The sequence below is a fragment of the Snodgrassella sp. W6238H11 genome (genome assembly GCF_016100525.1).
GTDB classification, from domain to species: Bacteria; Pseudomonadota; Gammaproteobacteria; order Burkholderiales; family Neisseriaceae; genus Snodgrassella; species Snodgrassella alvi.
The window spans coordinates 675,675-690,060 of record NZ_JACFSH010000001.1; the positions used below are offsets into that span (position 1 = coordinate 675,675).

Below are 14,386 nucleotides of genomic sequence, written 5' to 3' on the forward strand. Positions count from 1 at the left end.
CTATCAAACTGCACTGTACAGCCGGCTAATCCGGAAAGGGGACTAATTTACTTTGCTGATTCAGATGCAATTTATTTCAATACAATCAAATTACAAAATTATCTGTTATTTCTACCTGATAATGCTTTCATCGTTCATGATTTGCCTATCCAGTAATGCAGAAGTAATCCAATAAACAGGATAAGACCAATCCGGTTATTACGAACAAACATGGTAAAGCATATTTTGCGGTCTCTCGTACGAATATTGAGCCACTGACAATACTGCAAAACAGATACAATTACCAGTGCCAGCCAGTACCAGATAGTGGCGTGAATCTGCCAGCCAGCCAGAATCATCAGCAGATCAAACCCTGCATGACACAACATAACAGCAGTAATATCGTGATTACCAAAAGTAATTGCAGATGTATGAATGCCGATTTTTAAATCATCTTCCTTATCTGCCATGGCGTATATAGTGTCATAAGCTAAAGTCCACAATGTATTGGCGGCCAGCAAAATCCACGCAATCATCGGCACATGATTAGTTATCGCTGCAAACGCCATAGGTATCCCAAACGAAAATGCCAGACCAAGATATAACTGCGGTAATGGAAAAAAACGTTTAGTAAACGGATATGTCATGGCTAGAAATAGTGCGGGAATACTCATCAGCCAGGTAAGCCGATTCATAGGCAGCAAACAGAATGCAGATAAAATACACAATAGTAATGTCAGTATGAGCGCTTCTTTTTTACTTACCTTTTTTAAAGCAAAAGGTCGCTGACAGGTACGATCAACAGCACTGTCAAAATCGCGGTCTGCATAATCATTAATCACGCAACCGGCACTACGCATTAAAAAAGTGCCGATTGTAAACAGCAGCACGATTAACCAGTCCGGATATCCGTCTGCAGCAATCCATAAAGCCCACCAGGTTGGCCATAACAGCAATAACGTACCAATCGGCCGGTCTATACGCATTAACTGTGTATAGACTTGAAAGCGCTCAGCCAACTGCCCGTTTTTTTTATCTTGCAGTTTCCTTTCTACAAAAAATCGATTCACACCTGTCTTTCAATGTTAATGCATGATTAAAAAATACAAAGATAGCCTCTGCCACATTGCCAGAACACTACTGATGCTACTACTATCAGAAAGAAGTCGGCAAACCAAATAATTGTAGCATAAGCATAACAGCTAACTGCACTCTGAAACCATAATCCAAAGGAGTAAGATATGGATTTAATTTTATGGCGTCATGCCGAGGCTGAAGACAGCCGCAATGATATGGCACGAAGATTAACAATTAAAGGTCAGCAGCAGGCAAAGTCCAGTGCTCAATGGTTGCATCAGCATTTACCGGATAACTTTCAAGTTTTCTGCTCAGAAGCAGTAAGAGCACAGCAAACTGCAGAATTTCTTAAACAGCCTTTGACTATTAATAAATTACTGAATCCTAACAGCCATCCGCTTAATCTCGCTACTTTTCTGCAACAACAGAACGCTGCTTCTTCTACACAGATATGGGTAGGTCATCAACCCTGGATAGGTCAGTTCTGCGCTTATTTGCTCAACGGCATCTGGTTACCGCAGCAATTCTGGTCAGTGAAAAAATCAGCTTTTTGGTGGTTTGATGTCCGTTTTTATCAACAGCGCCATCAGGCACGGCTAAAAGTCGTTCTTTCACCCGCTGCTTTAAAATAAACCATACAGATATAATCTGCAAATGAAAGCATATAGCGATGAGTTGGTTACATAAAAATGTCAATATCGGACATAATCAGTTCAATGAAAAAAGCTTTTTCACAAAGCTTAGTAAAAATGCCTTAATTCTGGGTAAACCCGTAATGGTGCAGCTATACACCTTATATTTGCTTTTTAAATCAGCAGAAACACCGCTACGCAGTAAAATGCTGATATTGGGTGCCCTGCTCTATTTTCTCAGTCCTGTAGATCTGATTCCGGATTTACTCGGACCAATAGGATTTACTGATGATATTGCGGTTATTACCATGGTATGCAGACAACTGCAAAAAGCCATCACACCGGCACTTAAAGCTCAGGCTGAAACAGCTGTTTCCCGATTCTTTCACCGTTAAATCATACCTTCCTGCTAAGCTATTCAATATTATTTTGATATAGCCGCATCAGTTTATCCATAAAAATAAAAAGCTGCTGGTTCATAACAGAATAATCAAAATATCTGATTTCCTCTGCTGACTGAATAAAAGGATAATCAGCTGCTTTCTCTAATTCAGATGCAGAAGCTGCAATTAATTTATCAATAGCTTTTGCATTCAGCTCCAGATGACACTGAAAACCGTATACCAACGGTGCATAACGGATAATCTGACGCGGACAACCTTTACTATAGGCAAGCACTTGTGCCTGTTCGGTCAGACCCGGCATATCACCATGCCAATGTGCCACTAGCATTTCTTTATCAAAATGAGAGATAAGTTCATCCGCCATACCTGCATGAGTTAGATAAATTGGAAAATAACCAATTTCTTTATTAGGACTGTGTTCATACATTCCGTTTAAAGCCTGCCCGATTAATTGGGCACCTAAACAAATACCAAGCACAGCCTTACAATTATTAATGGCACTGAGAATCAGACTTTGCTCTGCATTAGTATCAAAATAAGGGCATTCCTCAATTGTCGTAACTGGTGATTGCGGCCCCCCCATAATAATCAGCATATCGAAACCAGCTGCAGCTTCGGGTAATTTGTCGCCAAGATAAACGCGTGAATGCGAAATCTGATAATCTCTACTGATTGCCCATTCTTCACAAGCTGCAGCTTCTTCATAATCCTGATGAATAATAAAATGTACCCGCAATTTTATTCTCCTCCATATACAATAAAATCAGAATGAACCGGTTAAACTATACGGTTTTTCCGGTAGATATCCAATTATAAAAGGATCTCCATTTATCAGATTTTTGATTTACGATATAGCCAAAGCAAATATAATAGCGCCGCACAAACAGTGCGGCGCTGATTTAAGCTAGGGTAAAATTAATTACTTGCTGGCTTTAAATTCTTCATGATATTCACAAGCCAGTTTATGCAGAGATGCACCAATAGCTTTGTACTGATATTCATTCAGATTGGCTAATGAAACACGACCGGATGGGTGACGTACGGCAAAACCTTTACCCGGTAACAATACTACGCCGGATTCATCCGCAATTCTGAACAGCAGTTCATTCGGGTTTTTGGTTTTAACAACCCATTCAGCAAACTCATCACCATACAGCTGACGTGCAGTATCTTCCATATCAACCAGAGTGTAGTAATCCACACTGTTTTCATTAAACTCATGTTTAATACCCAGCTGTTTGTACATGGCAGCACTGCGGTTGCGAATCAGAGCCATCAGAGCATCTTTATACTGTTTCTTGGTATCCATCATTTCGGCCAGAGAGAACAGCACCATCTGCACCTGTTGTGGTGTAGACAAACCAGCTGTATGGTTCAGAGCAACAGCACGGCTGTCAGCAACCATACGGTCGATCAGTTTCAGTTTTTCCGGTTCCGGAGTAATAGACAGATAACGTTTGTGCAATACCTGACGTTCTTCTTCAGGCAGCTCAGCAATTTTCTTGTCCAGTACATTTTCTTTGGCCATGGCAATCACACCCAAGCGCCAACCGGTAGCACCGAAGTATTTAGAGAAAGAGTACACTAAAATAGTGTTGTACGGGCACAGAGTAAACAGAGATTCAAAGTTCTCAGCAAATGTACCGTATACGTCATCAGTCAGAATAATCAGATCAGGACGTTTTTTCACAATGTCAGCAATAATCTGCAGACTGCGGTCGTCCATTTTCACTGAAGGCGGATTGGATGGGTTAACCAGATAGAATGCTTTGATTGAAGGATCTTCCAGTTTGCGCAATTCGCTTTCAGGATACTGCCAGTCCAGTTTCGGATCAGCATTGATTAGAACTTCTTCCAGTTCATAATCGTTCAGTTCAGGAATTTCCAGATAGGGTGTGAAAATTGGTGCGCCCAGAGCAATTTTATCGCCATGACGAATCAGACCATTCTGTTTCAGAGAACTGAAAATGTATGCCATAGCAGCAGTACCACCTTCAGTTGCAAACAGATCGATATCGTCATTAGACATCGTTTTAGCACCCATTTCTTCCAGAATATAGGTTTTAACGATTTCTTCAGACAAGCGCAGCATACGGTCAGGTACAGGATAATTGCAACCCAGAATACCTTCGGTCATTTCCAGCAGGAACTGATGCTGATTGTAGCCAAGCTGGTCACGTACATAGGACATGGCTTTGCTCAGAAAATCAACACCTGGTTTGTGGCGGTTACGACGGATAAAGTCGTCAAAGCGTGCCATCAGATCATCTTTAAACGGCATACCACCGATATTCTGATCCAGGAAAGAGAAAGAAATTTCAGACTCTTCCGCAGCAAACAAACCTAATTCAAAAAAGGCATTGCGTGGTAAAGTAGCCAGAAAATTAGGGTTACCACGGCCGGCATTCAGCATCATCCGATCGTTGCGGCTCTGTGCCAGATCAATCAAGTGATTTTTCAACTCAAACGGGCTTAAATTAGCATATTTTTCAAAATCATGTTTTGAAGTCATAATAGTTTCCTCAAGAAGTTAAAGCACATATCAAACAAGAGCCACAATCAACGGACCTAACAATGTCAGGAACACATTGGCTAATGCATATGTAACGGCAAATGGAGTAGTCGGAATTGCATTGCCTGCTTTATCCAGAACTTCACCAAATGCAGGATTGGCACTACGTGAACCAGCCAAGGCACCTGCAAATACAGCTGCATTGTCATAACGAAGCACATAGCGACCAAAGAAAATAGCCAGAATCATCGGAACCAGAGTAACCACCACACCGATCAGGAACAGAGTCAGACCATGTTCTTTAATAGTGGTAATTGCCTGTAAACCTGATTGCAGACCCACAACAGATACGAAGCCGGCCAGACCGAAGTCCTTCATAAACTGAGAAGCCGCAGCAGGCATATTGCCGAATGTCTGTTTACGGGCACGCAGCCAGCCAAAGAAAAGACCGGATAACAATGCACCACCACCGGCACCAAGCGTAATCGGAATATTGCCGATACGAATTACTACCCAGCCGATAATCAGACCAAGTACTACGCCCAGACCGTGATAAGCCCAGTCGGTTTTACTATTAACCGTAATAGGTGCGCCGATAATGTGTACAACACGGTTAATATCACTGGTAGAACCGTAAATGGTCATTACATCGCCCAGTTTGAACTCTGTATCAGGTGTCAGATCCAGTTTTTCACCATTGCGATGCAGTTCAATCAGATAGATACCATGCTGAATTTCAAAATCTTTATCGCTCATATGAACTTTGGAACGAATTTCAGCCATGGTTTTATTCGCATACTCAGGGTTGCGGAAAACCACATTTTTAGTATCAACAATGACTTCCAGACCCGGCTCGGCATCTAGTTCGCGGCCGAATAAAGTGCTGACAGAAGTAACAGCTTCACGACGACCAACAATCAGGATGATGTCTTCCGGTTTCAGAATCGTAGACGGAGTGCAGTCAATCAGATTACCGTGACGTTTAATGCGTTCGATCGTAATACCCAGATTTTCTAATTCAATATCTTTAATAGATTTCTGAATATCATGTTCAACCACATAGATACGTCCCACCATCTGCGTAATTGCCATCCCCTGATTACCTTCCAGTGCCATAGCACCTTTCAGTTGTTCAGCTTCTGCAGCTACCGCGTCATCGCGAATATCCCGACCCATGATTTTCGGTAACACATTCATACAAATTATGATTGCGCCCAGAGAACCAAAGATATATGTCACCGCATAACCAATAGCTACATTAGCCTGTAACTGCTGTAACTGATCGGCAGGCAGACCCATATGTGTCAGAGCATCAGCAGCCGTACCCAGAATTGCTGACTGGGTTAAACCACCGGCAGCTAGACCAGCGGCCAGACCTTTATCCAAATGGAACAGGCGTGCCATAATCATTACCGTAATAAAGCCGGTAATGGCGATAAACAATGCCAGAAAGATTTCACGCAGAGTTTTTACACCCAGTGAACGGAAAAACTGAGGACCACTTTCATAACCCACAGCGTAAATAAATAAAGTAAACAGCAATGCCTTAAGGCCAGAATCAATGTGAACATTGAGCAGGCTTAAGACCACTGCCACCAGCAGGGAACCGGCAACCCCGCCGAGCTGGAACTTACCGAAGCGTATATTGCCCAGCAAATAACCCAGACTTAACGACAGAAACATCAGAATAACCGGTGATTCCTGAATATTAGTCAATACCCAATTCAACATATGTCTACCTTCTCCTGAAAGAACGTAGGCTAGTGTGCGCTCGTGCGCTTTTAATTTTTGTCTAAATATTCATATGTACGAAAATTAATGATAATTTTGGTATTTTGTTAACAACATTGGCATTTAATTAATCCAATTAATCGCGTTTAATTACTATGTAAGAATAATTTCACATTCATGCACCAATACTGTTTTTTGCTTTTTTCAACTGATTTTAAAGAGAAAAGTTAAGATTTTGTTCAGAATTTTTTATTAATATATTAATATAATTTAGAACTATAATATCTATATTAAATAAAATTTATTAAATAATCTGTTATTCTTATATCTTACTAGCCAATAAAATAATTTATTTCTAATTGAATATATTTAATCAGAATGCATATTTAATTATTAAACTATATAAACTATTTTTCAATACGATTGATAATCTATAACATATTGAAATGATAATAAGAATCCTGTTTAACAACTACGCTGAACAGTCAGATTTCTGTTGCCATTTCACAACAAATCATCTATTTTTTCTAAAAAAAATGATATTAAAATTAACACAAATTGCTAATTAAAATATCCATTCCAAATTATAACTAATTAAAACCATTTAACTACATAAAGTTTACATAATTATTTTTTGATTTCTCAAATTTGAATTTTGGCAGATGGTTTTATTGATAAGGGTTTACTTCATTGACATTTATACCAATAACTCTTTAATACTTAAAATAAATCAATTCAGACAAGAATTTTAGCCTGACATATACACGCTATATCTGATAAGAGCCTGAGTATTTCCGGAAATGAATATAAAAAAAGCCTGAATAATTTTCTTTCAGGCTCTTTTCAAACAATCAAACAGATAAAAGTATCTGCTTCACTATACAATAAAATTTTTCAGCGTAATAAAGGTAATGATTCAGTATTGATAAAATTAACCACATTACTCAAATTATTTTGAGGATTATCTTCTGCATTCGGTTGATCTGTAGCATCTGCTGAATCATCACCATCATCAGATTCTTCATCATATAAACTAAATGCCTTTGTATCAGTATCGGATGAATCTACACCAATATCTTTAATCAGCCGATGATATTCGGCAGACTGGGCTAATAGCTCTTTCGCAGCTTTACGCAAATTATTCACTTCACTGCGTGCCAGATAAAACGTTGTTGGTATATGAATTACTTTATCCCTTAAAGGGGAAGAAGGTAAATCCAGTAAATTCACACTTATATAATATACCCGCGGTGTACCCTCACTACGATTTTCATTCCACCAGTCTACATATTTCTGAAATTGATGCTGAGTATCTTCTGAATACTTCTCAATCGGAATACTGGTTAAAGCTCTCACTACTTCAGTAGTTCCGGGAACACTGGCGCTACTGTCAATTTCATTTTTGCGCTGTGTCTGGGCGTTGACATTAATAATGATAATTTTATGAATATTCGCTGATTCCAGCTGGTCATACAAAGTTTCATTACTATATAACTCAGTTGTGTCCAGCAAACTGCGTAATCCGAGATTATCCGTTAATCCACCATCCAGTAAATGAATATAAGGTCTTTTCTGACTATCCTGATATTGCTTGAGATTATTACGATAAGCTGTGCGTGTCTGAGCACGGAAAGCTGTCGTGCCGGTAGCATCAGCATTATTACTATCAACCAGATTATCTGGTAACTGATAATGGCAATTACCGCCATTGTTATTCAGAGTTACCGGTGCAAAAACCAGTGGCACAGCACTGGATGCCGCTACGGCACGGGAAATGGGTAATTTAGTTAAATCAATGCAGAGTAAATCAAAATACTCCTGCGTAAAATCCAGCCGGCTGCCCAAACTCATATCAGTAGCACTAATTACCACAAACGGCCCCTTACGTTTATTATTTAAATCCGCATACGTAGCGCCATGATATAAATGTAAATCCAGCTGTTCCTGTAACAAATCACCGCGGCCAAATTCCGGTGAAGCCAGCCGCGACCAGTTAGCCATCGAAAAAACCTGACCAACTAACATTTTCTGCAAATTTAAATTGAGAAAATTTTGCTCAAATTTCGGTATTGTATCGGCTCCGTGTAATCCAAAATAAGTAGCTAAAACTGAGCCTCCGGATATACCATAAACCACATCAACCGTATCAAGCAGACTTACCTGTTTACCGTCTATTTTTACTTGCTGCTTTTTCAGAGATTCCAGAACCCCATAACCAAACGCAGCTGCACGGGTTCCGCCACCGGAAAGCATCACAATACCGATTACATCGTCTATTTTCTTCTCATCATTGTTTAACAATGCATGTTGTAAACGATAACCTTCCTGTTCATCAATATGATCAATTGTGTCTATAGGCTGATATTGCAGTGTAGAACAGGCACTCAGACTCAATACGGCAATCAGTATCAGCAGGTACCATCTAACAGATATCGTAATACTTAGCGGCATTACAGCTCCCGGAGCAGAAAATATCAGGATACCTGATATATTTTGATTAATTAATAATTGCTATTATCATGTAATCTATCAGTGTACCATTACTGCCACTTATTCATACAAACAGAAAATTAAACGATAACATAATTTTCAGCTTAATTATCTTAAATCAGTTTTCATCAGTAATTTGCCAGCCTCCGCCTAATGCCTTATACAGATTAACCAGATTACGTGCCTCTTCCAGTTTGCCCTGAATTTGCTGATCATCCAAATCTTCTGCATTCAGGCGTGCCCGTAAACTGCGGTCCAGGGTCATATCGCCATAGCGAAACAGTTTTTCAGCCGCACCGGCCTGACTGGCAGCCTGCATTTGAGCCTGATGCATTAACCGGTTTTGTTTATTCAGACTAAACTGCATCTGATATGCGCTATCTACTTCAGCCAGAGCCTGTAAAATCATCTGGTCATATCCGGCAATAGCTGCCTGTAACTGAGCATCAGCCCGCTCAATATTATGTCTGATTCTGCCTGCAGTAAACACAGGAATAGTCATACTTGCATTCAGCAAACCGGCCGTATTTTTTAAATATGAAGTACTGCTGTCTAAATGTATTTGTCCGGTCTGCCATAAAAAATTAAGCGAAAATCTTGGCAGACGGTCAGCTTTAGCACTAGCTAAACCGGCACTCATCGCTTTCACCAGATTTTCCTGGGTGCGGATATCCGGTCTCCGGGTAATGAGATCCAGTGGAACCTGTCCCGCCGGAGCAGAAGGTAAATGCTGAAAAATATCCAAAGACGCAGGCGCAACCACAAATCCTTGCGAAGACTGACCGGTCAATACTGCTATATTGCGCTGATAAACATCAGCCTGTGCCTGATAAGTAGCAATTTTTGCCTGCATAGCTGAAAGTTTTGCCGCAACTTCTCTGACATCATAAGCCGATGCCTGACCTGCACGAAAACGCCCTTCCGTATATCGCTGCAATTGCTTAAGAGTAGCAACACTGTGCTCACCTACTTTTACCCGTTGCTGCATTGCACGCATTTTCAGATAATTATCGGCAATTTCACTGCCAAGCATCATCTGCGCACCATGCCAGCGTTCTGTTTCGCTCAGGCTCAGATAATGCATTTCATCAGCATCACTGCGTTTTTGTCCGAATACATCCGGCTCCCAGCTGGCTGTAAAACCTGCCTGAACCGTATTACCATGAACATGCCGGCGATTATTACCCAGCGGCGAACCAGTTGCCTGCAAGTAATCCTTTGCATTACCAATTGCCGGTAAGTTTAAATCTTTAAGTGAATTATCACCATTGTAACGATGTAATCCTCCGCTACTTTCCACACCTGCTTGCGGTCCTAAATCAGACTCAGCCATAGCAGCACTGGCTCGTGCTGCAAGCATATTTGCTTTCATTTTGGCCAGATTCCGGTTATTTTTTAATCCGGTTTCAATTAACTCATTCAATACCGGATCCGGCCAGCTTTGCCACCAGCGGCTGATATCAGCTGAGCCGCGTGCTGCCGCATTCTGATCAAACTGCTGTGGCATACCGACAGTAGATTTCACCTGAATATCAGTTCTGCCGCAACCTGCCACCAATCCTAAAGCCAGTAATACAGACAACCATGTTTTATTCATCACCATACTTCCCTAAAATCCGGTGTAAGCATCAGGAATGCTGTGCCAGCATGCCACGAAATCGCGATAGCGCCAGAGCCAGAAACAACACACCCATTATGCTCATCATCAAAATTTTCGGCCAGACAATATCCAGACCGGCATTCCGAAAGAGCACATCCTGACTAAACTGAGTAAATTGAGTTTCCGGTGAAAACCAAGTTATATACTGAAAAACTGCCGGCATACTTTCCAATGGCGATTCAGAGCCTGAAAGTAAACGCATTACCACATAAATCGGCAAACATAACAAACCAAACTGCGGCATGGTAGGAGCCAGCGTTGCAAACCAGATACCCAGAGACGCCACAGAAAACAAATAAATAAACATGCCCATACTAAATAAAAATATTGAGCCGTTTATCGGTATATGCAGCCAGCCCTGAATAACCAGCCATAAAGACAGCAGAGAAGCTACTGAGATAACCGCACCATTAGCAAAAATCTTGGCCATCACAATTTCACTGGGTCGTACCGGCATAACCAGCAACTGTTCTATCGTACCGTGCTCTTTCTCACGGATTACCGCGGCACCGACCAGAATAATCGCCAGTAAAGTCAGATTGGATACTACATTCATCGTAGCGATAAACCATGAGGATTCACCATTAGGATTAAACTGAATATTTAACACCGGCGTAATCGGAGATAACTTCACTGCAGAGTGCTGATGTAAAAAAGAACGTGTCTGTGCATCAATAATCTGGCTTAAATAATTAAAACCTATACCAGCCTGAGTTACTGACGTTGCATCAGCCAGCACCTGAATGGTAGGAGACCGTCCTGCGACCACATCGCGTTCAAAATTGGCCGGAATATCCAGTACAAAGACATAATCACCTTTATCCATAGCCGCATCAATTTCTTCACGCTTTACTTCTACCGGCTGTTTAAAATAAGGTTCCAGCAAAGAATCACGAATTTGGTAAGACAAAACACTGTGATCAGCATCCATAATGGCAACTGAAGCATGGCGCACTTCGGTAGTAATACTGGTTGCAACTGAGTAAATGGCTAAAGACAGCACGACTACCATTAATGCAATTAAAACCACATCACTCAGCAGGCTTTTCAGCTCCTTTACACTCAGCACCCATACATTTTTAAACCATTGCAGCATCTATACCTCCTGCTTCTTCAGTAAGCAGCCGGCCAGAAAAACGTATACCAGACAAAATACCATTAATATCAAGTAATAATTAATAAAGTCCAGAAAGCCTAAGCCTTTAGTAAAACCGCCTAAACTGATTAACTGATACCATGCAGTCGGGAAGCTCCAGCCAAACCAATAATTAACCCCGCTGAGTGTAGACAGCGGATACAGCAGACCGGAAAAATTCAGCGCTGGAATTAATGATAAGATTGCCGAACCGAAAATGGCAGCCACCTGCGACTTTACAAAGCTGGAAATCAATAAACCGAAAGCTGTCGCTGCAAATATCAATGCCAGAGCACCCAGACTCATCGCCAGAAAACTGCCACGCACAGGCACACCCAATGCCACTACGGCCAGCCATACGAGAATCAGATAGCTGAGAAAAGAAACAAAAACATATGGAAGCTGTTTACCAATCAGAAACTGTCTAACCGATGCGGGGGAAGTATACAAATTAGTAATTGAACCGATTTCCCGTTCTCTCACTACTCCGAGAGCCGTCATCATTACCGGTATCAGCATCATTGCCATCATAATCATACCGGGGGTGATTGCAAAAATACTTTTAAAATCCTGATTATAAACATAGCGTGGCGCAATCTGCGCAGCCGGCTTAAGAGAGATTGGCAAACCTGTTTCAGTCCATTTCATCGCTGTATAGTTATTTAGTGTCGATAAAATAAAACTTTTAATATTTTCTGCCATAAACGGCATCGTACCATCAACATAAAAGCCCACTTCCGGCTTATTGCCACGCAGCAGATCACGACCAAAATGTGGCGGGATATCAATCACCATTCTGGTATTGGAAACCTTAAGCGTATTATCAATCTCAGCAGCACTGTGAAGATTGCCAGTGAAAGTAAAATAACGTGAACCTTGAAATTGCTCAATCAAAGCGCGGCTTTCTACCGTCTGGTCACGGTCTATTACCGCAAATTTAACATGCTCAACATCAAAAGATACTGACCATGCAGCCATCATCATTAACACCACCGGTCCGAACAAAGCAAAGAATAAACGAATTTTATCGCGCAGTAATTCCTTGCCTTCGCGTACAGCAAATGTCCATATAGTCTGTAGCCAGTAAGCCAGGCTATCAACATCCGTTGTTTTACCCGAAGATTGAGTAAATCCGTTTTCATGCGCGGTGTTTTGGGTTTCTTTTGCATCAGAAGCAGATACCTGAGATTTAGGCTGATTTTTATCTACAGCCTCTTGCAAATAATCAATAAATGCGGTTTCAAGATCATCTGTATCTTTACTTTCACACAGTTCTTCTGGTGTCCCGATAGCCAGAACCCGTCCCTGATGCATGAATGATATCCGGTCACAGCGCTCCGCTTCATTCATGAAATGCGTAGAGACAAAAATAGTAGTGCGATGATTTCTCGACAAATTTAGCAGATGATGCCAGAACATATCTCTGGCCACCGGATCAACCCCGGATGTAGGCTCATCCAGAATCAATACCTGAGGATGATGCAGACAGGCTGCTGCCAGCTGCAAACGCTGCCTGATACCCAGCGGCATTTCACTGGGCTGAATATCTGCAAATTCAAGCAGATCAAATTCCTGCAAAGACTGCTGAACAGCAGAATCAATCTGGGCAGCATCCATACGGTATAATCGGGCTGAAAGTACCAGATTCTGTCGTACCGTTAACTCTTCATATAAAGAAAACGACTGCGACATATAACCGATTTTCATCCGTGTCGTCATATCATTGGCATTAACCGTATGACCTAACAGCTCAGCAGAACCGGAGCTGGCATCCAACAGCCCCGTCAGCATTTTCATGGTTGTTGATTTACCACAGCCATTCGAACCAAGAAAACCAAAAATTTCGCCTCGCTCAATCCTGAAACTAACATTATTAACGGCAATAAAATCACCAAACCGTTTGGTTAAATCTTTTGCCTCAATCGCCGGAGGAGAGTCTTTATCCGGAACAAACGGCGTTAGTTGCAGACTGCCCGATTTATTCTGTTTATTTTCGGGCAAAAGTTTTACATAAGCCTGTTCCAGCGTATCCGTATGGGTATCATCTAAAACCTGCTGAGTGGGCGCATTGACAATTAGACGACCATTATCCATTGCCAGCAGATATTCAAAGCGCTTTGCTTCATCAAAATACGCCGTGGCCACAATCACCGTCATATCTGGATTTTCTGCCCGCAATTCATCAATCAACTGCCAGAACTGCCGGCGCGATAACGGATCCACCCCAGTAGTTGGTTCATCCAGAATCAGTAATTCCGGGTTATGCACTAGTGCACAGCATAAACTTAATTTCTGTTTCATGCCTCCGGAAAGCTTACCGGCCGGCCGGTCAGCAAAAGGTGATAATCCTGTTGCCCGCAACAAACGCGCAATGCGTTCGTGACGCATACGTCCGCGCAAACCGAATAAACGAGCATGAAAATCTACGTTTTCATTAACCGACAATGTTGGATAAAGATTCTGACCAAGCCCTTGCGGCATGAACGCAATCCGGTGGCTTAGCGACTGCCGGCTATGCTTGTCCGCCATACTGTCGCCAAATACCAGTACCTCGCCCTGCTGAATAATTTTTACACCGGCAATCAAAGACAGTAAAGTAGACTTACCTACACCGTCCGGACCAATCAGACCCACCGTTGCACAGCGCCGAATTTGCAATGATACATCCTGCAATGCCTTCGTCTGACGGTACTGATGAAAAACATGGCGTAAATCTACAGCCCATTCTTCTCCTGTTACAGCCTGCTCTCTGGCCGTACTATCCAT

General features: G+C 41.7%; 10 protein-coding genes. 2 read left to right on the forward strand and 8 right to left on the reverse strand.

The features are described 5' to 3' along the window. Window positions 1-134: 134 nt before the first annotated feature. Window positions 135-965, reverse strand: a complete 831-nt coding sequence (gene ubiA, locus H3V00_RS03030) for a 4-hydroxybenzoate octaprenyltransferase (protein WP_198206741.1) — start codon at window positions 963-965, stop codon at window positions 135-137. 255 nt (window positions 966-1,220) lie between these two features. Between ubiA and H3V00_RS03035 the strand changes: the two genes are divergently transcribed. Then, window positions 1,221-1,688 (forward strand): histidine phosphatase family protein, encoded by a 468-nt coding sequence (locus tag H3V00_RS03035; RefSeq protein WP_084548413.1) that lies wholly within the window; start codon window positions 1,221-1,223, stop codon window positions 1,686-1,688. Window positions 1,689-1,726: 38 nt separating this feature from the next. Further along, on the forward strand, window positions 1,727-2,083 hold the full coding sequence (locus H3V00_RS03040) for a YkvA family protein (RefSeq protein ID WP_084548412.1): 357 nt from the start codon (window positions 1,727-1,729) through the stop codon (window positions 2,081-2,083). A 19-nt stretch (window positions 2,084-2,102) separates the two neighbouring features. Here H3V00_RS03040 and H3V00_RS03045 read toward each other — a convergent pair whose 3' ends face one another. From H3V00_RS03045 to rbbA, 7 genes are all read right to left on the reverse strand, one after another. Then, on the reverse strand, window positions 2,103-2,828 hold the full coding sequence (locus H3V00_RS03045) for a homoserine O-succinyltransferase (protein WP_198206457.1): 726 nt from the start codon (window positions 2,826-2,828) through the stop codon (window positions 2,103-2,105). 183 nt (window positions 2,829-3,011) lie between these two features. After that, window positions 3,012-4,604: a bifunctional aspartate transaminase/aspartate 4-decarboxylase gene (locus tag H3V00_RS03050; RefSeq protein ID WP_025330768.1), complete on the reverse strand. Its 1,593-nt coding sequence runs from the start codon at window positions 4,602-4,604 to the stop codon at window positions 3,012-3,014. 30 nt (window positions 4,605-4,634) lie between these two features. Next, complete coding sequence (aspT, locus tag H3V00_RS03055; RefSeq protein ID WP_037394997.1) at window positions 4,635-6,335, reverse strand: aspartate-alanine antiporter; 1,701 nt, start codon at window positions 6,333-6,335, stop codon at window positions 4,635-4,637. An 894-nt stretch (window positions 6,336-7,229) separates the two neighbouring features. After that, a complete protein-coding gene (locus tag H3V00_RS03060; RefSeq protein ID WP_198206455.1) occupies window positions 7,230-8,786 on the reverse strand; it encodes a patatin-like phospholipase family protein in 1,557 nt (518 codons plus the stop codon). 157 nt (window positions 8,787-8,943) lie between these two features. Then, complete coding sequence (locus H3V00_RS03065) at window positions 8,944-10,422, reverse strand: efflux transporter outer membrane subunit (protein ID WP_198206453.1); 1,479 nt, start codon at window positions 10,420-10,422, stop codon at window positions 8,944-8,946. A gap of 31 nt (window positions 10,423-10,453) precedes the next feature. After that, complete coding sequence (locus H3V00_RS03070; protein WP_084565149.1) at window positions 10,454-11,581, reverse strand: ABC transporter permease; 1,128 nt, start codon at window positions 11,579-11,581, stop codon at window positions 10,454-10,456. Then, a complete protein-coding gene (rbbA, locus tag H3V00_RS03075) occupies window positions 11,582-14,386 on the reverse strand; it encodes a ribosome-associated ATPase/putative transporter RbbA (protein ID WP_198206445.1) in 2,805 nt (934 codons plus the stop codon).